Source organism: Terrabacter sp. Root85, assembly GCF_001429185.1.
Lineage (GTDB): Bacteria > Actinomycetota > Actinomycetes > Actinomycetales > Dermatophilaceae > Terrabacter.
The window spans coordinates 54,338-78,103 of the sequence record NZ_LMIW01000015.1 but is presented as its reverse complement, the minus strand read 5'-3'; the positions used below and the strand labels follow the sequence as shown (position 1 = coordinate 78,103).

Below are 23,766 nucleotides of genomic sequence, written 5' to 3'. Positions count from 1 at the left end.
CACCGGCCCCACCACGTAGAGGAGAACGACCATGACGGACGCACGAACCGGACTCTGGCTCGTCGGCGCACGCGGCTCGGTCGCCACGACCGTCGCCACCGGCCTCGCCCTCATCACCGCCGGTGGTGCCGGACCCGACGGGCTCGTCACCGAGCAACCCGACCTGGCCGGCGCCGGCCTCGTCCCGCTCGACCACCTCGTCGTCGGCGGCCACGACGTCGCCGACGTGCCGCTCGTCAAGCGCGCGGCGCAGCTCGCCGACGCCGGCGTCATCCCGCACACCGCTCTCGCGCTGGTGTCCGACGAGCTCGACCGCACCTGCAGCCGGATCCGCCACGGACACCGGGACGCCGAGGAGCGTCAGGCGGACGCCGTCGAGCGGCTGGCGGCCGACATCCGCGCGTTCGCGCAGGCCGAGTCGCTGGCACGCGTCGTCGTCGTCAACGTCAGCTCCACCGAGCCGGTCGTCCGCGACGACCCCGCGCACGCCTCGCTCGACGCGCTCGAGCAGGCCTGGGCTGCAGGGAAGTCCCCGCTCCCACCGAGCGCCGTCTACGCGGCGGCCGCGTTCACGGCGGGAGCCGCGTTCGTCGACTTCACCCCCTCGACGGGTGCGCGCCTGCCCGCGCTCGAGGAGCTCGCCCGGCGCCACGGCGTGCCGTGGGGCGGCAGCGACGGCAAGACGGGCGAGACGCTCGTCAAGTCGGTCCTCGCGCCGATGTTCGCCGCCCGCGCGCTCCGGGTCCGCTCCTGGGCCGGCACCAACCTCCTCGGCGGCGGTGACGGTGCCACGCTCGCCGACCCCGAGGCGATGGAGAGCAAGGCCCGCAGCAAGGCTCGCGGCCTCGAGGCGATGCTCGGCCACCCCGTCGACGGCCCGGTCCACATCGACAACATCGCCGACCTCGGCGACTGGAAGACGGCCTGGGACCACCTGACGTTCTCCGGCTTCCTCGGCACGCGGATGTCGATGCAGTTCACGTGGCAGGGCTGCGACTCGGCCCTCGCCGCGCCGCTCGTCATCGACCTCGCGCGCCTCGTCGACCTGGCCCTGCGTCGCGGCGAGGTGGGCCCGCTGCCGGCCCTCGGCTTCTTCTTCAAGGACCCCGTCGGCTCCGAGGAGCACCGCCTCTTCGAGCAGCAGCGGGTGCTGACCGCCTGGGCGACCGCGTCGTGACGACCCTGCGCGACCTCGTGGAGCTGGTGCGCGCACCGGCCGCCCTCACCGTGCCCGGCGACACCCTCGCGGGTGCGGCGAGCGCGGGCTGGCCGGCCGGCGCGCGCTCGGCGGCGCTGCCGGTCGCGTCGACGTGCCTCTACTGGGCGGGGATGGCGCTCAACGACTGGGCCGACCGGCGCACCGACGCGGTCGAGCGTCCGGAGCGACCCATCCCGTCCGGTCGCGTGCCGGCGCGGACGGCCCTCGCCGTCGCCACCGGGCTCACCGTCACTGGTGTCGCCGTCGCGGCGGCTGCCGGCGGGCGTCGTTCGGCCGCCACCGCCGCGGTCCTCGCCGCCGCAGTCTGGGCCTACGACCTCTCCCCGAAGCAGGGTCCGCTCAGCGTCGCGACGATGGCCTCGACCCGCGGGCTCGACGTCCTCCTCGGCGCCAGTGCCGGCGGCCTGTCCGGCCTGCGCGCCGCGGCCGTCCCGGCCACCCTCGTCGCCGTCCACACCGCCGGCGTCACGGCCCTGAGCCGCGGCGAGGTCCACGGCGGCTCGACCGGTCTCGCCCGTGCCTGCGTCGTCGCGACGGCGGCCGTCGCCACCGCCTCGGCGCTGCGCCAGGTCCCGGTCGCCGGACGCGGACGCGCCGGGGGAGCGCTGGGCGCCGCGGTCTCCGTCGCCCTCACGGGGGCGTATGCCGTGGGCGTCCTCCGCGCCCAGCTCGCCGCCGCGCGCACCCCCGACGCCGGCACGGTCCGCCGGGCCACGGGTGCCGGCATCCGTGGCCTCGTGCCGCTCCAGGGCGCGGCTCTCGCGGCGACCGGCCACCACGCGGCCGCCCTCGGCCTCGCCGCATCGGCGCCGGTCGGTGCGGCCGCGATGAGGCGGGTGTCGGCGACATGAGCCTCCGCTTCGGCTACGGCCTCAACGGCTTCACCGATCACCGGCTCGGCGATGCGCTCGCGCTCCTCGCCGACCTCGGCTACGACGGCGTCGCCCTGACCCTCGACCACGCCCACCTCGACCCCTTCGCGCCCGACCTGGCCGGCCGCGCGGCCCGGGCCGGGGCCCTGCTGGAGCGTCATGGGCTGGCGGTCGTCGTCGAGACCGGGGCCCGCTACGTGCTCGACCCGCGTCACAAGCACGAGCCCACCCTCGTGTCCCAGACCGGCCGCGACAGACGGATCGACCTGCTGGAGAGAGCGATCCGCGTCGCCGCCGAGGTCGGCTCGCCCGTCGTGTCCTTCTGGAGCGGCATCGCCCCGCGTGGCACGAGCCGGGACGAGCTCTGGGCCCGCGTCGAGTCCGGCGTCGCCGCCCTGCTGCCCGTCGCCGAGTCCCACGGTGTCGACCTGGCCCTCGAGCCGGAGCCGGGCATGTTCGTCGAGCGCATCGCCGACGTGCTCGAGCTGCGACGTCGCCTCGACTCACCCGACCGGCTGCGCCTGACGATCGACGTCGGTCACCTGCGCTGCTCCGAGGACGCCGAACCGGCAGCCTGCATCCTCGGTGCGGGTGACCTCGTCGCCAACGTCCAGATCGACGACATGCGGCACGGCGTCCACGAGCACCTGCCCTTCGGGGAGGGCGAGGTGGACGTCCCCCCGGTGCTCGCCGCGCTGGAGGCCATCGAGTTCGCCGGCCTCGTCGCCGTCGAGCTGCCCCGCCACTCGCACGCCGCCCCGTCGCTGGCCGCCTCGAGCCTCACGTTCCTCCGCGACGCCGCCCGACGACCCCAGGAGGTGGGCCGATGAGCCCGGTGACCACGCAGGACGCGATCGCCGAGGTGGCGTCCGACCCCGACGCCATCGACCGGTACTTCCCGGCCGCTGCACGCACCGCGGCCCGTGAGGGCCTCGACGGCGACGCGGCACGCGAGGCGCTGCTGCTCGCTGTGCCCGGCGCGGCGGCATACGTCGTCGACGTCGTGCGTCGGGTCTACGACCACGGCGACGCGGCCGAGCGGCGTGCGGTGCTGCTCGCGCTGCCCGCGCTCGACGCACCCGACCGCGCGAACGCCATCGGTGACGGCGCGCTCCCGATCGTGCGGGATGCCCTGCGCACCAACGACACCCGCCTCGTCGCAGCTGCGCTGGGTCCGTATGCCGCCGCGCACCTCGACGACGATGCCTGGCGTCAGGCGGTGCTCAAGGTCCTCTTCACCGGCATCCCCGTCGAGCAGGTCGCCGGCCTCGCCGACCGCGCCGACGACGAGCTGGCCCGGATGGTGCGCGACTACGCCGCCGAGCGCGAGGCCGCCGGGCGCGTCGTGCCGCCGGACGCCCGAACGGTCCTCGACCTGTCCCCTGCCCACCGAGCCGACTGAGGAGCAGCCGTGCGCATCTTCGACCCCCACATCCACATGACGTCGCGCACCACCGACGACTACCGGCGCATGCATGCCGCCGGCGTCCGGGCCGTCGTCGAGCCCTCCTTCTGGCTCGGCCAGCCGCGCACGAGCGTCGGCTCCTTCACCGACTACTTCGACGCGCTCCTCGGGTGGGAGCCGTTCCGCGCGTCGCAGTACGGCATCGCGCACCACGCGACGATCGGCCTCAACCCCAAGGAGGCCAACGACGCCCGCTGCCGCGAGGTGCTCGACGTCCTGCCGCGCTACCTCGCCAAGGACCGCGTCGTGGCCGTCGGAGAGCTCGGCTACGACTCGATGACGCCGGAGGAGGACGACGTCTTCGCCGCCCAGCTCGCGCTCGCCGCCGAGCACGAGCTGCCGGCCCTCGTGCACACGCCGCACCGCGACAAGCTCGCCGGGACGCGCCGCACGCTCGACGTCGTGCGCGAGTCGGCGCTCGAGCCGGGGGCCGTCCTCGTCGACCACCTCAACGAGATGACGGTCGGCGTCGTCGCCGAGTCCGGTTGCTGGATGGGCTTCTCCGTCTACCCGGACACGAAGATGGACGAGCACCGCATGGTCGAGATCCTCCGCCACCACGGCCTCGAGCGGATGATCGTCAACTCGGCCGCGGACTGGGGCAACAGCGACCCGCTCAAGACCCGACGCGTCGCCGAGACGATGCTCGCCGCGGGCTACACGGCCGACGACGTCGACCGGGTGCTGTGGCGCAACCCCGTCGAGTTCTACGCCCAGAGCGGGCGGCTCGAGCTGCCCGAGACCGAGGCGCCGGAGACCGAGCTCGTCGGCGCCGGCGCGACGTTCATGGGCAACTCCGTGCTCCGCGGCGCGAGGGAGTGAGTCGTGCGCCTGCTCCACGCCGACGGCCAGACCGTCCACGTCGCCTACTGCACCAACGTCCACCCGGGTGAGGACCTCGACACGATCATCGGGCAGCTCGACCGCTTCGCCCTGCCCGTGCGTCGCCACGTCGGCGCCGACCTCCTCGGCCTCGGTCTCTGGCTCAGCGCCCCGGTCGCCCGTGGCCTCGCCGACGACCCCCGGCAGACCGACCGCCTGCGCGCAGCCCTCGACGCGCGGGGTCTCGAGGTCGTCACCCTCAACGGCTTCCCCTACCGCGGCTTCCAGGACGAGGTCGTCAAGCACCGCGTCTACCACCCGGACTGGACCGAGCCGGCCCGCCTCGCCTACACGACCGACCTCACCGAGGTGCTCGCCCGCCTGCTGCCCGACGACGCCGCCCGGGGCAGCATCTCGACGCTTCCCCTCGGGTGGCGGCACCCGTGGTTCGGCGACCGGCAGGTCCTCGCCGCCGAGCAGCTCGACCGGCTGGCCGACCACCTCCACGCCCTGCGCGACCGCACCGGCCGCGAGATCCGCGTCGGCCTCGAGCCCGAGCCGGGCTGCGTCATCGAGACGACGACCGAGCTCGTCGACCGGATGGCGGGGTGGGATCAGGAGGTGCTCGGGGTCTGCCTCGACCTCTGCCACCTCGCGGTCGGCTTCGAGGACGCGGCCGTCGCCGTGCCTCGGCTCGCCGCCGCCGGCCGTCGCGTCGTCAAGGCGCAGGTCTCCGCTGCGCTGCACGTCGAGCACCCCGGCGACGACGCCACCCGCAGCGCCCTCGCCGCCTTCGACGAGAACCGCTTCCTGCACCAGACCCGCTCGCCGGGCCAGCCGGGCGAGGGCCACCAGCTGCGGGCCCGGGACGACCTCGGCGACGCGCTCGGCGGCCCGCGCCCCCTCGACCCGTGCCCGGGTGGCACCGAGCGTCCGTGGCGGGTCCACTTCCACGTGCCGCTCGACCACGCCCCCGAGCCACCGCTCTCCGCGACGACCGGCGACCTGCGGCACTCGCTCGACGTCCTCGTCGGCGGTGACACCGCCCTGACCGACCACCTCGAGGTGGAGACCTACACGTGGACCGTCGTGCCCGAGGCGGTGCGCCCGACCGACGACGCGGCCCTCGCCGTGAGCATCGCCGGCGAGCTCGCCTGGCTGCGCGACACCCTCATCGATCTCGGCCTCAAGGAGTCCGCATGACCACCCCGACCACGCAGCCCACCCCGACCACGCAGCCCACGAAGGTGCTGCTCCTCGACGTCGTCGGCCTGACGCCGCGCGCCCTCGCGGACATGCCACGCCTCTCCCGGCTCGCCCGCTCCGGCTGGCAGTCGTCGCTCGGGACCGTGCTGCCCGCCGTCACGTGCTCGGTGCAGTCGACGATGCTCACCGGTCGCCCCGTCGCCGACCACGGGGCCGTCGGCAACGGCTGGTACTTCCGCGACCTCGGCGAGGTCTTCCTCTGGCGCCAGCACCACGCCCTCGTCGAGGGCGAGAAGGTCTGGGAGGCCCTGCGCCGCGCGCACCCCGGCGCGCGGGTCGCCAACGTCTGCTGGTGGTACGCCATGGGCATGGACGTCGACTCGATCGTCACGCCGCGCCCGGTCTACCACGCCGACGGCCGCAAGTCGCCCGACTGCTACACGCGACCGGCGGCCCTCCACGACCGGCTCACCGACCGGCTCGGTGCCTTCCCGCTCTTCCACTACTGGGGCCCCACCGCGTCGATCGCCTCGTCCCGCTGGATCGTCGAGGCGACCCGCATCCTGCTGCCCGAGCACGACCTGACGCTCTCCTACGTGCCGCACCTCGACTACGACCTCCAGCGCTTCGGCCCGGAGTCGCCCGAGGCCCGCGCCGCGGCGCGCGAGCTCGACGCCACCCTGGCGCCGCTCCTCGACGACGCGGAGCGCCTCGGCGTCAGTGTCGTCGTCGTCAGCGAGTACGGCATCACCGCCGTCGACCAGCCCGTCGACGTCAACCGGGTGCTGCGCCGGGCCGGGCTGCTCGAGGTCCACACCCAGGCCGGCATGGAGTACCTCGACCCGTGGGCGTCGGCGGCCTTCGCCGTCGCCGACCACCAGGTCGCCCACGTCTACGTCAAGGACGCCGACCGGTTCGAGGAGGTGCGCGCGCTGCTCGAGGCGACCCCCGGCGTCGACCAGGTGCTCGACCGGGCCGCCCAAGCGGCATACGGCCTCGACCACGAGCGCAGCGGCGACCTCGTCCTCGTCGCCGAGCCACGCGCCTGGTTCACCTACTACTACTGGCTCGACGACGAGCGCGCACCCGACTTCGCTCGCGGCGTCGAGATCCACCGCAAGCCCGGCTACGACCCCGCCGAGCTCTTCTTCGACCCCGCCGACCGCTCCGCCAAGGCGCGCGCCGGGCTCGGGCTCGTGCGCAAGAAGCTCGGCCTGCGGTATGCCATGAAGGTCGTCCCGCTCGATCCGCGGTGGGTGCGCGGCAGCCACGGACGGCTGCCCGCGGACCCCGCGGACGGACCCGTCGTCCTCACCTCGGACGCGAGCCTGCGCCGTGAGACGGTGGCGGCAGCGGACGTCCACGACCTCGTCCTCGAGGCCGCCGGCGTCCCCGTCGCCGCAGCCACCCACCACTGACCCAGCACCTCACCGCAGCCCTCACAGCAGCAGCAAGGAGATCCACGATGGCCCGACCGATCACGCTCTTCACCGGACAGTGGGCCGACCTGCCCTTCGAGGAGGTGTGCCGCCTCGCAGGGGAGTGGGGCTACGACGGTCTCGAGATCGCCTGCTGGGGCGACCACTTCGAGGTCGACCGGGCCCTCTCCGAGGACGGCTACATCGAGTCACGTCACGAGATCCTCGAGCGCCACGGCCTGAAGGTCTGGGCCATCTCGAACCACCTCGTCGGCCAGGCCGTCTGCGACGACCCCATCGACCAGCGGCACCAGGACATCCTGCCGTCGGCCGTCTGGGGCGACGGCGACCCCGAGGGCGTGCGGCAGCGCGCGGCCGAGCGGATGGCCGACACGGCCCGCGCCGCGGCACGGCTCGGCGTCGACACCGTCATCGGCTTCACGGGGTCGGCGATCTGGAAGTACGTCGCGATGTTCCCGCCCGTGGGTGACGACGTCATCCAGGCGGGCTATGCCGACTTCGCCCGCCGCTGGAACCCGATCCTCGACGTCTTCGACGAGGTGGGAGTGAGGTTCGCCCACGAGGTGCACCCGAGCGAGATCGCCTACGACTACTGGAGCACCGTCGCGACGCTCGAGGCGATCGGGCACCGCGAGGCGTTCGGCCTCAACTGGGACCCGAGCCACATGGTGTGGCAGGACCTCGACCCGGCCGGCTTCATCTGGGACTTCAAGGACCGGATCTACCACGTCGACTGCAAGGACACCCGCAAGCGGATCGGCAACGGCCGCAACGGTCGTCTCGGCTCGCACCTGCCGTGGGGCGACCCGCGCCGCGGCTGGGACTTCGTGTCGACGGGTCACGGCGACGTGCCGTGGGAGGACTGCTTCCGCACGCTCAACGCGATCGGCTACGACGGCCCGATCTCGATCGAGTGGGAGGACGCCGGCATGGACCGTCTCGTCGGTGCGCCCGGGGCACTCGAGTACGTCCGGGGCCTCAACTTCGAGCGCCCGACCGCCTCCTTCGACGCGGCCTTCAGCAGCTCGAAGGACTGACGCCCGCGGCCCCGGCGGGTCTACCGTCGGGGCATGGGACTCGTCCAGATCGCCCAGCACGCCGACGACCTCGGCCGGGCCACCGCCTTCTACCGCGACCTGCTCGGGTCCGAGCCGCTCGCGACGTTCGACCCTCCGGGGCTCGTCTTCTTCGACGTCGGCGGCGTGCGACTGCTCCTCGACCAGGGCGCGCCGAGCGCCCTGCACTACCTGCGGGTCGACGACATCGACGCCACGGTCGAGCGTCTGCGAGCGGCCGGCGTCGAGGTGCGCGCCGAGCCGCACGTCATCTTCGGCCACGACGACGACACCCTGGGGCCGGCCGGCACCGACGAGTGGATGGCGTTCGTCGTCGACTCCGAGGGCAACCTCGTCGGACTCGTCGAGCAGCGACCGCGCGGCTGACCGACGCGTGACCGGGCGATCTGTCGATTCCGGGTGACCCCTTTCGTGTAGGTGGTGCAGGGTGCACACCGGGTGCACCACCGACCAGCCGGCAGCGCCGGCAGGAGGAGATCATCGTGAAGACCTACCTCATCAGCCTCTTCTCGCCCGACGGGCCGCCGCCCGAGGACCTCGACCTCACGACGGTCATGGCCGACCTCGAGGTCGTCAACGCCGACATCCGCGCGGCCGGGGGTTGGGTGTTCGCCGGCGGCCTCGCCGACCAGGCCAGCGCCACGACGATCCGCCGACCGCGCGACGGGGTGGCCGACGCCGTCCTCACCGACGGGCCGTTCGCCGAGGCGAAGGAGCACCTGGGCGGCCTGACGATCCTGCGCTCCGACGACTACGACGTCGTCCTCGGCTGGGCCGAGCGGATCGCCGGAGCCACGGGCCTGCCCGTCGAGGTCCGCCCGTTCCAGGGCGACGGCGACCCCGGCCAGGCGCCGACCGACCAGTGACGGCGCGCACGTCATGACGGTCTCGGGCGCGGACATCGCGCGGGTCTTCCGCGCCGAGCACGGCCGCGCGGTGTCCGTGCTCATCCGCGCGCTCGGTGACATCGACCTCGCCGAGGACGCCGTCCAGGACGCATTCACCGTGGCCGTGGAGCGCTGGCCCCGCGACGGTATGCCGCCGAGTCCCGCCGGCTGGATCATCACGACCGCGCGGCGCCGTGCCATCGACCGGCTGCGCCGGGAGGCGACGCGGGAGGCCCGCCACACGGAGGCGCTCGCCCTGCACGCGCCGGACGACGGCTCTGGACTCCCGGAGGAGGGACCCGTGAGGGACGAACGACTGCGCCTGGTCTTCACCTGCTGCCACCCCGCCCTCTCGCGTGAGGCCCAGATCGCGCTGACGCTCCGGCTGCTGGGCGGCCTGACGACACCCGAGATCGCGCACGCCTTCCTCGTGCCGGAGTCGACGATGGCCCAGCGGATCGTCCGGGCCAAGAGCAAGATCCGCTCGGCCGGCATCCCCTACCGGGTGCCGCGCGACGAGGACCTGCCCGCCCGGCTCGCCTCGGTCCTCGCCGTGCTCTACCTCGTCTTCACCGAGGGTCACACGGCCACCGCCGGCGCCGACCTCGGCCGACCGGACCTCGCCGCCGAGGCGATCCGGCTGGCCCGGGTGCTCGTCGAGCTGATGCCGGACGAGCCGGAGGCCGCGGGCCTGCTGGCCCTCATGCTGCTGACCGAGGCCCGGCGCCCGGCGCGCACGGACGCCGCGGGCGAGCTCGTCGTCCTGGCGGAGCAGGACCGCTCCCTCTGGGACCGCGCGCTCGTCGATGAGGGCCAGGCGCTGGTGCACCGGTGCCTGCGGCGCGGCGCCCCCGGCCCGTACCAGCTCCAGGCCGCGATCAACGCCGTGCACACGGATGCCCGCACCGCGGCGGAGACCGACTGGTCCCAGGTCGTCGCGCTCTACGACCACCTGCTGCGCCTCGCGCCGACCGACGTCGTGCGGCTCAACCGGGCCGTCGCCGTCGCCGAGCTCGACGGTCCACAGGCCGCGCTCGCCCTCCTCGACCGTCTGGACCTCGACGGCTACGTCGCCCTCCACGTCGTGCGGGCCGAGCTGCTCGGTCGTCTCGCGCGGTGGCCGGAGTCGGCCGCCGAGTGGGACCGGGCCGCCGGGCTCAGCGACAACGGGCCCGAGTCGCGCCACCTGCTGGCCCGTGCCGCCAGAGCTGCCGGAGCTGCGGCGCGGACAGGTGACCGGCGGTAACCTGCGGTCATGACGACCCCGCCGTCCACCGCTCCGACCGACATCGCGTCCCCGTGGGGAGGGGTCGGCCGCACCATCGACCTCGACGGCCCCGTCCACTGGGTCGACTTCGGCGGCCCCGACGCGGATCCGGAGGTGCCCGAGGCGCCACCGGTGGTCCTCGTCCACGGTCTGGGCGGTTCGCACCTCAACTGGGTCGGCATCGCACCGGCGCTCGCCGCCCGTCGCCGGGTCGTCGCGATCGACCTGCCGGGCTTCGGGCTGAGCCCGGCCCTCGGTCGTGCGACGAGCGTCAACCACAACGCGGCCCTGCTCAGCCGCTTCGTCCACGAGGTGCTCGGCCGCCCCGTCGTCCTCGTCGGCAACTCGATGGGCGGCATGGTGAGCCTGCTGCTCGCCGACCGTCGCCCCGAGCAGGTCGTGGGTCTCGCGCTCGTCGACCCCGCGCTGCCCAACCCCGGTGCGCGGCCCGACCCCCAGGTCGCCGCCACCTTCGCGATGTATGCCGTGCCGCGCGTCGGCGAGCTCGTGCTCACCCGCTACAACAAGAGCGTCTCGGACCGGCAGCGCGTGCTCGGCACTGTGGCACTGTGCTTCGCCGACCCGTCACGTGCCGACGACGACGTCGTCGAGGCCGGGATCGAGCTCGCCGCCTGGCGCCGGTCGCTCCCGGACCCCGAGGGCGAGTTCCTCGGTGCCGCGCGGTCGCTGCTGCGCGTGCTCCGCGGGCGCCGCGAGTACGACCGGATCATGCGTGACCTCGACCGCCCGGTGCTGCTCATCCACGGCACCAGCGACCGCCTCGTGCCCGTCTCGGCCGCCCGCCGCGCCGCGCGGCTCAATCCGGCCTGGCGCACGGCCTGGCTCGACGGGATGGGCCACACGCCTCAGCTCGAGGCGCCCGATGACGTGCTCGGGCACCTCGAGCCCTGGCTCGACTCCCTCGTCTGAAGGGACCCGCCGGCATCAGGCGACGCCGTGGGTGACGCGTGAGGCCAGCTCGGTGCCCCACTCGCGGGCGCGGTCGAGCTCGCCCGCCTCGATGGGTCCGGGGGTGCCCTGGACCCAGAAGGTCTCGCCGCGCTCGGCGCGACCGAATCCGTGGTGCCGCAAGGACTTCGCCGCGGCGCTCGCGGCCGACCCCGGCAGCATCTTGACGTGCACGCGCGTGTCGAAGGTGACGACGGGGAGCTCGGGCCGCGGTGTCACGGACTCGATCCACTCGCGGACGCCCTCGTGTGCGGCGGTGCCGCCCTTCGTCGTCGCGTCCTCGCGCGTCTTCGGGCGGGTCATGCCGAGGGCGTGCGTGGGTCCGCCGACGAGCAGCAGGTCGACGTCGTCGGGGATGACGGTCGGGGCGTCGTCGACGTGGACGAGCCGGACGTCACCGTCCTCGACCGGTCTGCCACGGCGCAGCCCGTCGGCGATGGCCGAGGCGATCTCGCGGGTGTTGCCGAACATGGACTCGTGGACGATGAGGACGTTCATCATGGATCCCTTCCGCCATCCACGCTACGCGCGGCGTGCGTGGGCGCGTACGAATCGTGACGCACGAGACGTGCCGCGACACAATGGGATTCGCGGCCTCCACCGGGTCGCCAGCCGACGACGAGGAGAGTCACCGTGGACGCCAAGGACTGGGACGAGCGGTATGCCGCCCACGACCTCGTGTGGTCGGCCGAGCCGAACCGCTTCGTCGCCGAGATCATCGGCCCGCTGACGCCGGGTCACGCGGTCGACCTCGCCGCGGGCGAGGGGCGCAACGCGATCTGGATGGTCGAGCAGGGCTGGGTGGTCACGGCGTCGGACTACTCGCCGGTGGCCGTGGAGCGGATGCGGTCGCTCGCGGCCGACCGTCTCGGCGACGACCTGGGCCGGCTGACCGCGGTCGTCGCCGACGCGACGCTGTCGACGCCCGGCGGCCCGGCCGCCTACGACCTCGCGTTGCTCTGCTACCTCCAGCTGCCGGCCGAGCAGTGGCGGCAGGCGCTGCGCTCGGCCGTCGAGGCGGTGCGCCCGGGCGGCCTGGTCGTCGTCGTCGGCCACGCCGGTCGCAACCTCGCCGAGGGCTGGGGCGGCCCGAGCGACCGGGCCGTGCTCTACGACCCCGAGGAGGTGCTCGACCGGGCCGAGGGGCTTCCCGTCGCGGCCCTGCAGTCGGGCATCCGGGAGCGTCCGGTCGCGACCGACGACGGTGAGCGCGTCGCGCTCGACACCGTGGTCGTGCTGCACCGCGAGGGCTGAGCGCCCTGCCCTAGCGCTTGCCGTACTTCTGGTGGACGGCCTGGCGGCTGACGCCGAGCTGCTCGGCGATCTCGGCCCAGGCCAGGCCCTGGTTGCGGGCGCGCCGGACCACGGCGGCCTCGGTGCGGTCGGCGGTGCGCCGCAGCTCGCGCGCCGCGGCGAGGGCGGCGCGCGGGTCGTCGTCACCGGTGGCCCGAGCCAGCTGGAGCATGTCGTCGACCTCCTTCGTCATCGCGGCGGTCACCTCCCGTGCCGTGTCAACTTCTGTTGACAGCGTAGGCCGCGTGGCCGGGTCCGTCAACCAATGTTGACGGGGGGGGGCGCCTGCGCAGGAGTGGCCCGACCGGTGCGCGCCCAGCAGGATGGCGGCATGGCACTCGAGCTCTCGCACACGACCGTCAACGCCCTCGACGCGCACGCGCAGTCCGTGTGGTGGGCCGACCTCCTCGGCTACCACGAGGACCCCGCCGACCCCAATGAGCCGGGGCACGAGGAGTGCATGATCTTCTCGCCCGACGAGTCGCACCGGCTGCTCTTCATCGAGGTGGAGGACGCCAAGCAGGTGCGCAACCGCGTCCACCTCGACCTGCGCCCCACCGACCGACCGCGGGACGAGGAGGTCGAGCGCGTCACGGGGCTGGGGGCGGCCGTCGTGCAGGACTGCCGCACGGACGACGGTCGTGGCTGGGTCGTCATGTCCGACCCGGAGGGCAACGAGTTCTGCATCCTGCGCAGCGACGACGAGCGGCGCGCGGCCGGGGACCTCTGAGCATGACCGTCACCCGCTCGATCCTGCTCTTCGTGCTCGCCGCCTTCGCCGAGATCGGCGGCGCCTGGCTCATCTGGCAGGGGGTGCGGGAGCACCGGGGCTGGATCTGGGCCGGCGCGGGAGTCGTCGCTCTCGGCCTCTACGGCTTCGTCGCCACGCTCCAGCCCGACGCGAACTTCGGGCGCATCCTCGCCGCCTACGGTGGCGTCTTCGTCGTCGGCTCGCTCGTGTGGGGCATGGTCGCCGACGGCTTCCGACCCGACCGGTGGGACGTCGCCGGCGCCCTCGTGTGCCTCGTCGGCGTCGCACTCATCATGTACGCACCCCGTTCGGGCTGAGCGGTGCCTCTCGGACGCTCGTGACGGCATACGGCCGGGGGTATCATGGGGCGTTCCCGCAACGACCCCAGGAGGATGCCGTGGAGCTCGACCTCGACGAGATGCAGTCGGTCATCCGTCGCCTCAACCGCGCCCGCGGCCAGATCGGCGGCATCGTCAAGATGATCGAGGAGGGGCGCGACTGCAAGGACATCGTCACCCAGCTCGCCGCCGTCTCCAAGGCGCTCGACCGGGCCGGCTTCGCCGTCATCGCCACCGGCCTGCGCGAGTGCATCACCAACCCGGACGGCGAGACGATGGACGTCGCCCAGATGGAGAAGCTCTTCCTCTCCCTGGCCTGAGGTCAGTGGGCCAGCACCGGGTGGCGGAGGCCCGTGCCGGCGAGCCAGGTGCGGTAGCCGCCGTCGAGGTTGCGCACCTCGCGACCGGCGTGCGCGAGCACCCGGGCGGCGGTGTGGCCGCGCTGGCCGACCGCGCAGTGCACGACGACCGGGCCGGGCGGGATCTCGTCGAGGCGTCCGCGGAGCTCGTCGACCGGGATGAGGACCGCGCCCGGGATGGCCCCGGACTCGTGCTCCTCGTGGGTGCGCACGTCGACGAGGACCGCGCCGTCCGCCACGGCGTCCGCCAGCTCGTGCCACTGGACCGAGCGGCTGACGCCCGTGCGGAGGTTGTCGGCGACGTAGCCGAGCATGTTGACGGGGTCCTTGGCCGAGGCGAACGCAGGGGCGTAGGCCAGCTCGAGGTCGGCGAGGGCTGACGCCGTCAGACCGCCGGTCATGGCGGTCGCGATGACGTCGATGCGCTTGTCGACGCCCTCGCGGCCGACGCCCTGCGCGCCGAGGATCGCGTCGGTGTCGCGGTCGACGAGGAGCTTGAGGCTCATACCCTCGGCGCCGGGGTAGTACGTCGCGTGCGACGCCGGGTGCGTGTGGACGACGCGGTGCGGGCGCCCGGCGGCGACGAGGCGCTTCTCGCTCCAGCCGGTCGTCGCGACCTGCAGGCCGAAGACGCCGACGATCGCGGTGCCGAGCACGGGCCGGTCGTGGGCCGGGAGGCCGGCCATGACGTCGGCAGCCATGCGGCCCTGTCGGTTCGCGGTGTTGGCGAGCGGCACGAGGACCTGCTCCCCGTCGAGGGCGTCGCGCTTCTCGACGGCATCACCGACGGCGAGGATCCGCGGGTCGCTCGTGCGGAACCTGCTGTCGACGAGGATGCCGCCGAGGCGGCCCGTCTCGAGTCCGGCGTCGTCGGCCAGGCGCGTGTCGGGCCGGACGCCGACGGCCGAGACGACGAGGTCGGCGGGGACGTGCTCGCCGGTCGCGAGCGTCACCGTGTCGGGTCCGACGGCCGTGACGGATGCACCGAGCCGCAGGACCACGCCGGAGGCGCGGAGGTGGTCGTGGACGGGGGCGACCATCTCGGGGTCGAGTGGCGTCATGACCTGGTCGGCGGCTTCGACGACCGTGACGGCGATGCCGCGGCGGGTGAGGTTCTCGGCGAGCTCCAGCCCGATGAATCCGCCGCCGATGATCGCGGCGGTGCGGGCCGGAGTGCTGGCCGCGACGAGGGCGTCGGTGTCCTCGATGTCGCGCAGCGAGAGGGCGCGCTCGATGCCCGGGATCGGCGGCCGGACCGGCCGCGCGCCGGGGGAGAGGAGCACGTGGTCGTAGGGCAGCCCGGACACGGTGTCGGTGGCGAGCTCGCGCACGACGACGACCCGGCGCTCGCGGTCGATCTGCACGGCCTCGGTGCCGACGCGTACGTCGAGCCCGAAGCGGCGCCCGAGGGACGCCGGCGTCTGGAGCAGCAGGGACCCGCGGTCCTCGATGACGCCGCCGACGTGGTACGGCAGGCCGCAGTTGGCGAAGGACACGTGCCCGCTGCGCTCGACGACGGTGATGTGGGCGTCCTCGTCGAGCCGGCGCAGGCGCGTGGCGGCACTCATGCCGCCCGCGACGCCGCCGATGATGATGTGTTCCATGCCCTGATAATACCCCAGGGGGTATCCGAGCGAATCGTGGGCGGCTGGACTCTGGACGAACCGGGCACTGCGGCGCGACCATGGAGGGCACGGAGGTCGCGCCATGAACGTCCAGCCGAATGCCGCCATCCCGCCCCTCGCCCCGGCGGGCCAGCTCGATGCGCAGGGGTTCGATCGTGGCCGGGTCGAGACCGCCGCCGACCTCGCCGTCCATCTCGAACGAGTGCGGCGACACCGGTCCGAGCTGCGTGACTCCGTCGCCGCCGTCGACCTCGCGCTCGAGGCGCCGATCGCCCGCGGCGGGATGTGGCGCGAGCGGGTGCGGGCGGCCCTCGCCGAGCTGGCGCACGACTTCGACGACCACGTCGCGCTGACCGAGAGCCCGGGCGGCATCTACGACCGGGCCCGGCGCAGCGCGCCGCGGCTCTCGGTCCGCGTCGAGCGGCTGCTCGAGGAGCACCGCGACCTGCGCGAGGCCCTGCACGGCTACCTCGCGGTGCTCGAGCACGGCGGCACGATGGCCGACCTGCCCGTCTTCCGGGAGGAGCTGACGGTCCTCGTCGGCCGGCTCGTGCGCCACCGCCAGAAGGGCGGCGACCTCGTCTACGAGGCCTACGACGTCGACCTCGGTGGTTCGGGCTAGGCCCTCGGTCAGGCGCTGGGCTCGAACCGCGGCCGCAGCGTGAAGCCCGACACCCCCTCCGTGCTCGTGCGCGAGGCCAGCACCTGGTGCAGCTGGATCTCGTTGCGTTCGAAGGCCAGCCGCGACCCCGCGAGGTAGAGGCCCCAGACCCGAGCGGTGCCGAGACCGGCGATCTCGACGCAGTCCTCCCAGCTCTTGGCGAGGTTGGCGTTCCACGCCGCGCACGTGCGGGCGTAGTGCTCGCGGAGGTTCTCGTGGTGGCGCACCTCGAAGCCCTCGTCCTCCATGACCCGCACGATGTCGCCGCTGCCGGTCAGTTCGCCGTCGGGGAAGACGTAGCGGTTGATGAAGCCGCGGGGCGGCAGTCCCGGGTGCTGGTTGTCGGGGCGGGTGATGCAGTGGTTGAGCAGGCGGCCCTCGTCCCGCAGCCGCTCGCGCAGGAAGCGGAAGTAGGCGGGGTAGTTGCCGACCCCGATGTGCTCGGTCAGCCCGATCGAGCTGATCGCGTCGAAGCCGCGCTCGGAGACGTCCCGGTAGTCGCCGTGCCGGACCTCGGCCCGATCGGCCAGGCCCTCGGCCTCGATCGCGGCCTGCGCCCACGTCGCCTGCTCGCGCGAGAGCGTCACCCCGAGCGCCGTGACGCCGTAGTGCCGCACCGCGTGGCGCACCATGCCGCCCCAGCCGCACCCGACGTCGAGCAGGCGCATGCCCGGCCGCAGGCCGAGCTTCCGGGCGACGAGGTCGTACTTGTACGCCTGGGCGTCCTCGAGCGAGGCCTCGTCGGTGGGGAAGCACGCGCAGGTGTAGGTCATCGAGGGGCCGAGGACCTTCTCGTAGAAGGCGTTCGACACGTCGTAGTGGTGGCTGATGGCTTCGGCGTCGCGTGTCCGGGCGTGCCGCAACCCGTGTGCCAGCCGACGCAGCTGCCCCGGCGTCTCCTCCGGCGGCAGGGTCGGGGCGTGCGGCCGGTGGTGGGCGACGAAGCGCGCCAGCTCCGTCGCCTCGTGCCGCGAGGGGCGGCGCGGGGTGAGCCCGTCGCCGACGACGCGCAGCACGTCGTAGGGGTCGGCCTCGTCGATCCCGTCGATGACGAGGTCACCGAGCAGGTACGCGCGGGCGAGGCCGAGCTCGCCGGGCGCGGTCAGGAGGTGGTTGAGCGCGTCGGGGTTGGTCAGGCGCAGCACGAGCCCGTCGGGGCTGCCGCCCTCCGAGCCGTCCCACGCGACGACCCGCACCGGGGCCCCGGGGCCGAACACCTGGTCGAATGCCTGTCCCACTGTCAAGGTCATCGAGCCTGCACCGCCTTCTCGTAGAGCGTCGGGAACCGTCCCCCCGGGTCGTACCTGCGCTTGACGGGGGCGTATGCCGTGCCGCCGTAGAGGGCGGCGAAGGTCCCCTCGTCGTAGTACGCGTCGGAGTAGAGCGACTTGTGGCCGCCGAGCCGGGTCACCTCGGCCTCGATGCGGCGGTTGACGTCGCCGTCGGCCGCGCCCGGCTCGATGGCGACCGTCGACCAGAAGCCGACGTTGACGTAGCGCTCGTCCCGGCGCATCGGGTAGAGCGGCCACGGCGTCTCGTCGGGGGCCGTGCCCGGAGCCGGGCGCAGCTGGATCGGGCACAGCCAGACCGGTTCGATCGGCACCTCGCGCAGGAACCAGTCGACGAACTCGGCCGTGCGCGCGAGCGGGATCTCGACGTCCTGCACGACGCGCTCGCGGTCGGGCAGTCCGCGCAGCCGGTCGAGCCGGCCCATGACGCGGTGCCGGTTCTCGAAGGCGACGATCCGCCAGTAGACGTCGCTGCGCAGCAGGTGCCGCGGCCAGAGCCGGCGGATCGCCGGGACCTGGGCGCCGAAGGCCCGGCTGCACCAGAACCAGTCGGTGTCCCAGCGCCAGAGGTAGTCGTGGGCGGTCAGCACGTCGGTGCGCCGCTGCTGGATCGAGCGGTAGAAGACGTGCTCGCCCGTGTAGTCGCTCGGCCGGGCCTGGCCCTCGAGGTGGTCGGTCCAGCGTCCGAGGCAGAGGTAGGCCTCGGTGGCGCCGAAGACGACGCCGTCGACGAAGTCGACCCGGTCGCCGTCCCACGTCTGGGACGACAGCACGACGTCGACCGCGTCGGTGAGTGCGCGCACCGAGTCGAACCGCACGTGCCGCAGGGCGACGTACGGCCGGGCGGGCTCGAGCTCGATGACGAGGTCGAGCGCGTAGCCGAGCGAGCCGTAGGAGTTGGGGAAGGTGTGGAAGAGGTCGGCGTGGTCGCCGTCGGGCGTCGCCGTCACGACCGCGCCGTCCCCGGTGAGGATCCGCATCGCGTGCACCGACTCGTGCGGCAGGCCGTTGCGGAACGACGCCGCCTCGATGCCGAGACCCGTGACGGCCCCGCCGATCGTGATGGTGCGCAGCTGCGGCACGACGAGTGGCACGAAGCCGTGTGGCAGGAGCTCGTCGACGAGCTGCTCGTACGTCGTCAGACCCCCGACGAGCGCGGTCGCCGGACCGCCGTCGACGCCGGGGCGGACCTCGACGACGCCGGTCATGGCCGAGAGGTCCAGCCCGGGGGAGTCGGTGGCGCTGCGGTCGCGGAAGAGGTTGGACGTGCGCTTCGCGAGCCGGACGGGCCGGTCGGGCGGCAGGGCGGCATACGCCCTCCCCACCTGTTCGAGTGCACGCTCGTGCTCGCGGACCCGCTGGAGGGGGTCGTGCCGATCCGCAGGAGACGTGACCTGAGGGGTTGCCACCATGTCAGTCAAACAGATCCGGATCGGGTGCGCTCGGGATGCGCGACTACTCGCGAGCGAGCATCGCGGCGCCGAGCCCGACCATCATGACCCCGCCGGTGGCGCCGAGCGTGTCGAGCCGGGCGGGCTTGCGGGCGAACCACTCCCGGGCCCGCGCGGCGAGCAGCGCCCACATGCTGTCGCTGCAGATGGCCATGAGACCGAAGACCCCGCCGAGCACGGCCATCTGGACGCCCACGTGGCCCGCGCCGGTGTTGACGAACTGCGGGAGGAAGGCGACGAAGAAGAGGATCGTCTTCGGGTTGGTGAGGCCGACGACGGCACCGATGCGCAGCGCGTGTCCGCGCTTCGCCGACACGTGCGCCTCCATGGCCTCCCGGGCGTCGTGGCGGTGGCGGATGGCCTGGACGCCGAGGTAGATGACGTAGGCGGCGCCCGCGACCTTGATGACGGTGTACGCGGTGATGCTCGCGGCGACGACCGCGCCGAGGCCGACGGCGACGAAGACGGCCTGCGCCGTGACGCCGACGGCGTTGCCGACGACCGAGAGCAGCGCCTCGCGCCGCCCGACGGTCAGGGCGCGACCGATGGTGAAGAGCAGGCTGGGGCCCGGGACCTGGATGAAGAGGATCGACGCGACGAGGAACGCGACCCACTGGCTCGATGACGGCACCGGACCAGTGTGCTCCCGGCGGCCGACAAAGGGCAGGCGGTTTTCGAGGCTCGGACACTAGCGTCGGGGGATGACGACACCTGCTCGGACCGACCGCACCGACCCGCCCCTCGCGGCCGACGAGGCCACCACCCTCGTGGCCTTCCTCGACTACCACCGCGACACCCTCCGTCTGAAGACCGAGGGCCTCACGGCCGAGCAGCTCGCCCAGCCCCTCGCGCCGTCCACCCTGACGCTCGGGGCCCTGCTCAAGCACGTCGCGCTCAACGAGGCGAGCTGGTTCGGCGAGGTGCTGCACGGACGTCCGATGCCCGAGCCGTGGGCGAGCGCGGACTGGGACGCCGACCGCGACTGGGAGATGACGTCGGCGCGCGACGACAGCCCCGAGGAGCTGCGCCGGATCATGGACGAGTCGGTCGAGCAGGCCCGGCGCGACATCGACGCGGCGCTCGCCGCGGGTGGGCTCGAGTTCCGCTCGGCGACGCTGTCGCGCAAGGAGAACCAGACGTTCAGCCTCCGCTGGATCCTGCTGCACATGATCGAGGAGTACGCCCGCCACAACGGCCACGCGGACTTCTTCCGCGAGGCGGTCGACGGCGTCACCGGGGAGTGACGGCCCGCCGGAGGCAGAAGCGACGGAGCGGCTCCGCCGGCATGACCTCGGCGAGGTCGCGGTAGCGCTGCGCCGCGTGCTCGCGTCGCCCCGTGCGCCACTCGAGGTCGGCGAGGGCGAGGCTCGCGTCGCGGCTGGCGTAGGCCGGTGAGCCGGCCTCGATCGCGGCCAGCTCGGCCTCCACCTCGGCGACGGACCCACCGGGGTCGGCGGCGAGGATGCCCTGGGCCGTGGCGACGAGTCGAGCGACCCGGACGGAAGGGGAGGGCCACCGGTGCTCGAGCGCGCCGTAGAGCTGGACGATGCGCCTCCAGTCGGTGCGCTCGAACGACGGCGCGCTCGAGTGCAGTCCGGCGATCGCCGCCTCGATGGCGAAGCGACCGTCTCCTGCCGCGGCGACCGTCGCGTCGGCGAGCCCGGCCCGGAGCAGGGCGCCGTCCCACCGGCTGCGGTCGACCTCGTCGAGCGCGAGCCCTGTCCCGGTGTCGTCGACGCGGCCGGGCCGACGGGCCAGGCCGAGCCGGATGACGGCTCGCAGCCCGCGCACCTCGGTGTCGTCGGGGTAGGCCGCGACGAGGGCGTCGGCGATGGACAGCGCCTGGCGCCCGGTGTCGGCCAAGGCATCGGCAGGGTCGAGGACCGTCCGGTGCGCGACCGTGAACATGCCTGAGACGCAGGCGATGACGACAGGGAGCCGCCGACCGCGCTCGGTGGCGTCCGGCACGTGGAAGGTGCCCCGGGCTTCGGCGAGGGCCCGCTTGGCGCGCGTGAGCCGGGCTGCGGCCGCGGTGTCCTGCACGCCGAGGTGGCCCGCGATCTCCGGGATCGTCAGGCCGCACACGACGCGCAGGGCCAGGACCATGCGGGACGCGGGCGAGATGGCCTCGTCGCACGCGACGAAGAGCAGGGCGAGGCGGTCGTCGAGCCCCTCGCGTCCGTGCAGGGACAGGTCGTCGGCATCCATGGCGGCGTGGTCCGCCTCGGGACGGGCGAGCTCGGGGGCGAGCCGGCGCAGCGTCGTCCGCCGTCGAGCGTCGTCGAGCCAGGCGCGCCGGGCCACCGAGGTGCACCACGCGGCATACGACTCGATCGGCGCCCCGCCGGCGCGCTCGTGCGCGGCGGCTCGTGCGACGGCCTCGGCGGCATACTCCTCGGCGTCGTCGAGGCTCCCGGTGAAGGAGGCGAGGGCGCGCACGATGCGCGGCCACGCCTCCTCGAACTCACCCGTCCCGAGCGGCACTCACATCCCCGTCGGGAAGACCTTGCGCCACTCGATCCGACTGGTGGTCGGCACGAGGGCGGCGATCCGGCGGGCCGTGTCCTCGTCGTCGGTCTCGACGAGGTAGAAGCCCGTGATGACCTCCGAGGTGTCCGTGAAGGGCCCGTCGGTGTAGACCGCGTCCTCGACGGCGCGGTTTCCGGAGCCGGGAGTCACCGTGCCGCCGTAGCGGGAGTTCTGCAGGGCGGCGCCACCCATGATGCGGGCCCCGAGGTCGGCGACGGCCTGCTGGAAGGCCTTGTGCTCGGGGAACGACGCGTCCATGTCGGACGCCGCAGCGGCGCTGGGGTCCTTGCCGGCGGGGCCGGCGTCGGTCGTGGGCTCGCCACCGAGGTAGGCGTCGGAGTCCCAGTCGCCCTCGTGGATCAGGTAGACGTATGTGTCGGCCATGGCCGGCTCCTTCTCGAACAGGCGCGCAGCCGTGAGATCTGCGCGGGTGGCGACTCTCGCCACATCATCCTGACGAACTCGCCGGATGGGAATCGACACGCGGTCCCGAGAATCTCGGGCCGGTTCGGTCAGCTCCCCCCGAGACGCTCGAGGCGGCCCTCGAGCGAGGCCCGGCGGTGGGCGTTGCCCTCGAGGTCGAGGTAGCGCGTGCCGAAGGTCGCGAGCAGCGCGTCGTCGAGTCGGCGCACCGCGCCGGGCGGGTACTTGTAGCCCATCCGCTCGATGAGGGCGGTGCCGTCGACGGGGGCGATGACCTCGGCAAGGGCGTCGACCGACGTGATGCCGAGCTCGAGCAGCAGGCCCGACACCCACGTGTAGTGGTCGGTGCGCGACCAGCCGGCGTCGGCGTACTTCGCGGCGAGGAACTTCGCGAGGTCCTGCGTGCTGATGCGGGAGTCCTGCGCGACCGCGTCGGGCGGACTCGCCGGCAGGGCCATCTGGAGCCGGTCGCGGATGGCCGAGAACTCGCGGTCGGCGAGCTCGATGAGCCCGGCGGCCAGGGTGAAGCGGCGGTCGAGGTCGTGCGCGTGCTCCTCGGGGACGGTGCCCTTGTAGCGGATGTCGTGCTCGAACTCGGCCCACGCGTGCTGGAGCACCGTCCGGATCTGCACGGACGCGCTGCGTCGGCGGAGCGCCTCGTAGGCCGTCGGGACGGTGCGGCTCGCGTCGACGGCCACGAGCAGGTGCCGGCTCGCGTAGCCGAAGCGTCCCGATCGTGCGGTCTCGAGGCCCATGTCGCGGTCGTCGAGGACGGCGAGCTCCTCGGCCAGCAGCTCGGCCACGGCGGCGACGTCGTCGTGGACGTAGGTGATGACGCGCACGCCGATCTGGTCGGTGATGTCGGCGAGCGGGTCGGGGAAGAGCAGCTCGCCGTCACGGCGTCGCTCGGCCTTGGCGGCGAAGGACGCCACGGACTTCGTGCGGCCGCTCACGCTGAGGTAGTTGATGCCCGCCTCGTCGAGGAGGCCGGTGACCATCTCGACGAAGAGCGCCGTCGCGGCCTCGACCTCGGGGCGGACCGCGGCGTACGCCTGCGCCACCTCGCTGGTCTCGGGGGGCTCGACGGGCTCGGTGGGCGGGGTGCTCGCCCCGTCGGTCGCGCCTGCTCCATCGCTGTCGGACATGCCGCCATCCTGCCGTGCTCGCAGGACCGGCGGCGACCGGTAGTCGTGGAACCACCAGAGGTCCTCGCGCTCCGAGGCGCCCCACCCGTGCCGCACACCCCACCACGTCGGCGCCTGCGTCCACACGGCCCCATGTGCCGGGAACGCGCGCCTGGCCGCGTCGACGAGCCCGACCGCGCCGTCGTCCTCCCAGTCGTGGCATCGCGGCCTCACGTCGTCACTCTGCGGACACGGGAACAGGTGAGTCAGGCCGACGCCGAAGCCGAGTGCGCGGTAGAGCGAGATCGCGGACTCGAGCGTGATGCTGTGGTGGCCGCTCTCGAGCCGGGAGATGCGGCTGTGCGGGACGTCGAGCCGCTCCGCGAGGGCGCGCTGACTCAGCAGGTAGGTCCGGCGCACGTGCCGCAGCGCGTTGCCGAACGCATCGGGGCCGTGGCCGAGGGGGACGGTCATCGGTCCACGGTCCCTCTCCCAGGCCCGCGCCGTCGGCGCCGGAATCGGGCCGGTGGACGAGCGGTCGGCGGGCCCGGGGGGTGTGGACGACAGCCATGAGGGCAGAGGGCCCGGGTGCCGTCGCGGAGGCTGTGCGTTGAGTCGCCCGGTGACTCACCCCGGGCGGCGGGGAGGCGCGTGCCCTGTGCGTTGGGTCGCCAGGTGACTCATCCCGTTGCCTGACTCGG

Annotated in this window: 27 protein-coding genes; 18 read left to right on the top strand and 9 right to left on the bottom strand. The window is 73.6% G+C overall.

Going from position 1 to position 23,766, the window contains the following annotated elements; all coding sequences use genetic code 11:
* Positions 1-31: 31 nt before the first annotated feature.
* The 12 genes from ASE25_RS21675 to ASE25_RS21620 all read left to right on the top strand — a co-directional run bounded on the left by ASE25_RS21675 (position 32) and on the right by ASE25_RS21620 (position 11,183).
* On the top strand, positions 32-1,177 hold the full coding sequence (locus ASE25_RS21675; protein ID WP_056827413.1) for an inositol-3-phosphate synthase: 1,146 nt from the start codon (positions 32-34) through the stop codon (positions 1,175-1,177).
* On the top strand, positions 1,174-2,070 hold the full coding sequence (locus tag ASE25_RS21670; RefSeq protein WP_056778973.1) for an SCO3242 family prenyltransferase: 897 nt from the start codon (positions 1,174-1,176) through the stop codon (positions 2,068-2,070). Before ASE25_RS21675 ends, ASE25_RS21670 begins: the two co-directional genes overlap by 4 nt.
* On the top strand, positions 2,067-2,921 hold the full coding sequence (locus tag ASE25_RS21665; protein ID WP_056827411.1) for a sugar phosphate isomerase/epimerase: 855 nt from the start codon (positions 2,067-2,069) through the stop codon (positions 2,919-2,921). Before ASE25_RS21670 ends, ASE25_RS21665 begins: the two co-directional genes overlap by 4 nt.
* A complete protein-coding gene (locus ASE25_RS21660) occupies positions 2,918-3,493 on the top strand; it encodes an EboA domain-containing protein (RefSeq protein WP_056827408.1) in 576 nt (191 codons plus the stop codon). The genes ASE25_RS21665 and ASE25_RS21660 overlap by 4 nt, the downstream gene beginning before the upstream one ends.
* A 9-nt stretch (positions 3,494-3,502) precedes the next feature.
* Positions 3,503-4,378, top strand: coding sequence for a TatD family hydrolase (locus ASE25_RS21655; RefSeq protein ID WP_056827406.1), 876 nt, complete (start codon positions 3,503-3,505; stop codon positions 4,376-4,378).
* Positions 4,379-4,381: 3 nt separating this feature from the next.
* The gene (gene eboE / locus ASE25_RS21650) at positions 4,382-5,581 is read left to right on the top strand and encodes a metabolite traffic protein EboE (RefSeq protein ID WP_056827403.1); all 1,200 of its coding nucleotides are present in this window, start codon (positions 4,382-4,384) and stop codon (positions 5,579-5,581) included.
* Positions 5,578-7,002 (top strand): nucleotide pyrophosphatase/phosphodiesterase family protein, encoded by a 1,425-nt coding sequence (locus ASE25_RS21645; protein ID WP_056827401.1) that lies wholly within the window; start codon positions 5,578-5,580, stop codon positions 7,000-7,002. The genes eboE and ASE25_RS21645 overlap by 4 nt, the downstream gene beginning before the upstream one ends.
* A 47-nt stretch (positions 7,003-7,049) precedes the next feature.
* Complete coding sequence (locus ASE25_RS21640; protein WP_056827400.1) at positions 7,050-8,060, top strand: sugar phosphate isomerase/epimerase; 1,011 nt, start codon at positions 7,050-7,052, stop codon at positions 8,058-8,060.
* A gap of 33 nt (positions 8,061-8,093) precedes the next feature.
* The gene (locus ASE25_RS21635) at positions 8,094-8,465 is read left to right on the top strand and encodes a VOC family protein (RefSeq protein ID WP_056778953.1); all 372 of its coding nucleotides are present in this window, start codon (positions 8,094-8,096) and stop codon (positions 8,463-8,465) included.
* A gap of 116 nt (positions 8,466-8,581) precedes the next feature.
* Positions 8,582-8,965 carry a YciI family protein gene (locus tag ASE25_RS21630; protein WP_056778950.1) on the top strand — a complete coding sequence of 128 codons (384 nt, stop codon included), beginning with the start codon at positions 8,582-8,584 and terminating at the stop codon, positions 8,963-8,965.
* 13 nt (positions 8,966-8,978) lie between these two features.
* Positions 8,979-10,232 (top strand): RNA polymerase sigma factor, encoded by a 1,254-nt coding sequence (locus tag ASE25_RS21625; protein ID WP_056827398.1) that lies wholly within the window; start codon positions 8,979-8,981, stop codon positions 10,230-10,232.
* A 9-nt stretch (positions 10,233-10,241) separates the two neighbouring features.
* Positions 10,242-11,183, top strand: a complete 942-nt coding sequence (locus tag ASE25_RS21620; RefSeq protein ID WP_056827397.1) for an alpha/beta fold hydrolase — start codon at positions 10,242-10,244, stop codon at positions 11,181-11,183.
* Positions 11,184-11,198: 15 nt separating this feature from the next.
* Here the strand turns inward: ASE25_RS21620 and ASE25_RS21615 are convergent, their stop codons facing one another.
* Positions 11,199-11,720: a flavodoxin/nitric oxide synthase gene (locus tag ASE25_RS21615; RefSeq protein WP_235508798.1), complete on the bottom strand. Its 522-nt coding sequence runs from the start codon at positions 11,718-11,720 to the stop codon at positions 11,199-11,201.
* 135 nt (positions 11,721-11,855) lie between these two features.
* On the opposite strand from ASE25_RS21615, the gene ASE25_RS21610 reads away from it, so the two are divergent.
* Positions 11,856-12,476, top strand: coding sequence for a bifunctional 2-polyprenyl-6-hydroxyphenol methylase/3-demethylubiquinol 3-O-methyltransferase UbiG (locus ASE25_RS21610; protein ID WP_056778939.1), 621 nt, complete (start codon positions 11,856-11,858; stop codon positions 12,474-12,476).
* Between the two features lie 10 nt (positions 12,477-12,486).
* Here ASE25_RS21610 and ASE25_RS21605 read toward each other — a convergent pair whose 3' ends face one another.
* Positions 12,487-12,708: a hypothetical protein gene (locus ASE25_RS21605; RefSeq protein ID WP_056779684.1), complete on the bottom strand. Its 222-nt coding sequence runs from the start codon at positions 12,706-12,708 to the stop codon at positions 12,487-12,489.
* Positions 12,709-12,846: 138 nt separating this feature from the next.
* Between ASE25_RS21605 and ASE25_RS21600 the strand changes: the two genes are divergently transcribed.
* From ASE25_RS21600 to ASE25_RS21590, 3 genes are all read left to right on the top strand, one after another.
* On the top strand, positions 12,847-13,245 hold the full coding sequence (locus tag ASE25_RS21600; RefSeq protein WP_056827395.1) for a VOC family protein: 399 nt from the start codon (positions 12,847-12,849) through the stop codon (positions 13,243-13,245).
* 2 nt (positions 13,246-13,247) lie between these two features.
* The gene (locus ASE25_RS21595; RefSeq protein ID WP_056778930.1) at positions 13,248-13,583 is read left to right on the top strand and encodes a YnfA family protein; all 336 of its coding nucleotides are present in this window, start codon (positions 13,248-13,250) and stop codon (positions 13,581-13,583) included.
* An 80-nt stretch (positions 13,584-13,663) separates the two neighbouring features.
* Entirely contained in the window at positions 13,664-13,924 is a 261-nt protein-coding gene (locus ASE25_RS21590) for a metal-sensitive transcriptional regulator (RefSeq protein ID WP_020141925.1), read from the top strand.
* 2 nt (positions 13,925-13,926) lie between these two features.
* On the opposite strand, the gene ASE25_RS21585 is transcribed toward ASE25_RS21590, so the two are convergent.
* On the bottom strand, positions 13,927-15,567 hold the full coding sequence (locus ASE25_RS21585) for an FAD-dependent oxidoreductase (RefSeq protein ID WP_056827393.1): 1,641 nt from the start codon (positions 15,565-15,567) through the stop codon (positions 13,927-13,929).
* A gap of 103 nt (positions 15,568-15,670) precedes the next feature.
* Between ASE25_RS21585 and ASE25_RS21580 the strand changes: the two genes are divergently transcribed.
* Positions 15,671-16,210, top strand: a complete 540-nt coding sequence (locus ASE25_RS21580; RefSeq protein ID WP_056778926.1) for a hemerythrin domain-containing protein — start codon at positions 15,671-15,673, stop codon at positions 16,208-16,210.
* Positions 16,211-16,218: 8 nt separating this feature from the next.
* Here ASE25_RS21580 and ASE25_RS21575 read toward each other — a convergent pair whose 3' ends face one another.
* The 3 genes from ASE25_RS21575 to ASE25_RS21565 are packed head-to-tail and all read right to left on the bottom strand — an operon-like array spanning position 16,219 to position 19,620.
* Complete coding sequence (locus tag ASE25_RS21575) at positions 16,219-17,499, bottom strand: cyclopropane-fatty-acyl-phospholipid synthase family protein (protein ID WP_056778923.1); 1,281 nt, start codon at positions 17,497-17,499, stop codon at positions 16,219-16,221.
* Complete coding sequence (locus ASE25_RS21570) at positions 17,496-18,947, bottom strand: FAD-binding oxidoreductase (RefSeq protein ID WP_235508797.1); 1,452 nt, start codon at positions 18,945-18,947, stop codon at positions 17,496-17,498. The genes ASE25_RS21575 and ASE25_RS21570 overlap by 4 nt, the downstream gene beginning before the upstream one ends.
* A gap of 46 nt (positions 18,948-18,993) precedes the next feature.
* Positions 18,994-19,620, bottom strand: coding sequence for a LysE family translocator (locus tag ASE25_RS21565; RefSeq protein WP_056827391.1), 627 nt, complete (start codon positions 19,618-19,620; stop codon positions 18,994-18,996).
* A gap of 70 nt (positions 19,621-19,690) precedes the next feature.
* On the opposite strand from ASE25_RS21565, the gene ASE25_RS21560 reads away from it, so the two are divergent.
* The gene (locus tag ASE25_RS21560) at positions 19,691-20,233 is read left to right on the top strand and encodes a DinB family protein (protein WP_056827389.1); all 543 of its coding nucleotides are present in this window, start codon (positions 19,691-19,693) and stop codon (positions 20,231-20,233) included.
* Here ASE25_RS21560 and ASE25_RS21555 read toward each other — a convergent pair.
* The 3 genes from ASE25_RS21555 to ASE25_RS21545 form a co-directional block, all read right to left on the bottom strand.
* The gene (locus tag ASE25_RS21555; RefSeq protein ID WP_056778908.1) at positions 20,220-21,473 is read right to left on the bottom strand and encodes a DUF6596 domain-containing protein; all 1,254 of its coding nucleotides are present in this window, start codon (positions 21,471-21,473) and stop codon (positions 20,220-20,222) included. The genes ASE25_RS21560 and ASE25_RS21555 overlap by 14 nt on opposite strands.
* Positions 21,474-21,902 (bottom strand): YciI family protein, encoded by a 429-nt coding sequence (locus ASE25_RS21550; protein WP_056778906.1) that lies wholly within the window; start codon positions 21,900-21,902, stop codon positions 21,474-21,476.
* A 128-nt stretch (positions 21,903-22,030) separates the two neighbouring features.
* Positions 22,031-23,539 carry a helix-turn-helix domain-containing protein gene (locus tag ASE25_RS21545; protein WP_082619953.1) on the bottom strand — a complete coding sequence of 503 codons (1,509 nt, stop codon included), beginning with the start codon at positions 23,537-23,539 and terminating at the stop codon, positions 22,031-22,033.
* Between the last annotated feature and the right edge of the window lie 227 nt (positions 23,540-23,766).

Bases quoted from the DNA above. Each gene is read 5' to 3' on its own strand.
- ASE25_RS21675 (WP_056827413.1), top strand. From the start codon at position 32: ATGACGGACGCACGAACCGGACTCTGGCTCGTCGGCGCACGCGGCTCG.
- ASE25_RS21665 (WP_056827411.1), top strand. From the start codon at position 2,067: ATGAGCCTCCGCTTCGGCTACGGCCTCAACGGCTTCACCGATCACCGG.
- ASE25_RS21660 (WP_056827408.1), top strand. From the start codon at position 2,918: ATGAGCCCGGTGACCACGCAGGACGCGATCGCCGAGGTGGCGTCCGAC.
- ASE25_RS21645 (WP_056827401.1), top strand. From the start codon at position 5,578: ATGACCACCCCGACCACGCAGCCCACCCCGACCACGCAGCCCACGAAG.
- ASE25_RS21640 (WP_056827400.1), top strand. From the start codon at position 7,050: ATGGCCCGACCGATCACGCTCTTCACCGGACAGTGGGCCGACCTGCCC.
- ASE25_RS21635 (WP_056778953.1), top strand. From the start codon at position 8,094: ATGGGACTCGTCCAGATCGCCCAGCACGCCGACGACCTCGGCCGGGCC.
- ASE25_RS21625 (WP_056827398.1), top strand. From the start codon at position 8,979: ATGACGGTCTCGGGCGCGGACATCGCGCGGGTCTTCCGCGCCGAGCAC.
- ASE25_RS21620 (WP_056827397.1), top strand. From the start codon at position 10,242: ATGACGACCCCGCCGTCCACCGCTCCGACCGACATCGCGTCCCCGTGG.
- ASE25_RS21615 (WP_235508798.1), bottom strand. From the start codon at position 11,720: ATGAACGTCCTCATCGTCCACGAGTCCATGTTCGGCAACACCCGCGAG.
- ASE25_RS21605 (WP_056779684.1), bottom strand. From the start codon at position 12,708: ATGACGAAGGAGGTCGACGACATGCTCCAGCTGGCTCGGGCCACCGGT.
- ASE25_RS21600 (WP_056827395.1), top strand. From the start codon at position 12,847: ATGGCACTCGAGCTCTCGCACACGACCGTCAACGCCCTCGACGCGCAC.
- ASE25_RS21595 (WP_056778930.1), top strand. From the start codon at position 13,248: ATGACCGTCACCCGCTCGATCCTGCTCTTCGTGCTCGCCGCCTTCGCC.
- ASE25_RS21585 (WP_056827393.1), bottom strand. From the start codon at position 15,567: ATGGAACACATCATCATCGGCGGCGTCGCGGGCGGCATGAGTGCCGCC.
- ASE25_RS21580 (WP_056778926.1), top strand. From the start codon at position 15,671: ATGAACGTCCAGCCGAATGCCGCCATCCCGCCCCTCGCCCCGGCGGGC.
- ASE25_RS21575 (WP_056778923.1), bottom strand. From the start codon at position 17,499: ATGACCTTGACAGTGGGACAGGCATTCGACCAGGTGTTCGGCCCCGGG.
- ASE25_RS21560 (WP_056827389.1), top strand. From the start codon at position 19,691: ATGACGACACCTGCTCGGACCGACCGCACCGACCCGCCCCTCGCGGCC.
- ASE25_RS21550 (WP_056778906.1), bottom strand. From the start codon at position 21,902: ATGGCCGACACATACGTCTACCTGATCCACGAGGGCGACTGGGACTCC.
- ASE25_RS21545 (WP_082619953.1), bottom strand. From the start codon at position 23,539: ATGACCGTCCCCCTCGGCCACGGCCCCGATGCGTTCGGCAACGCGCTG.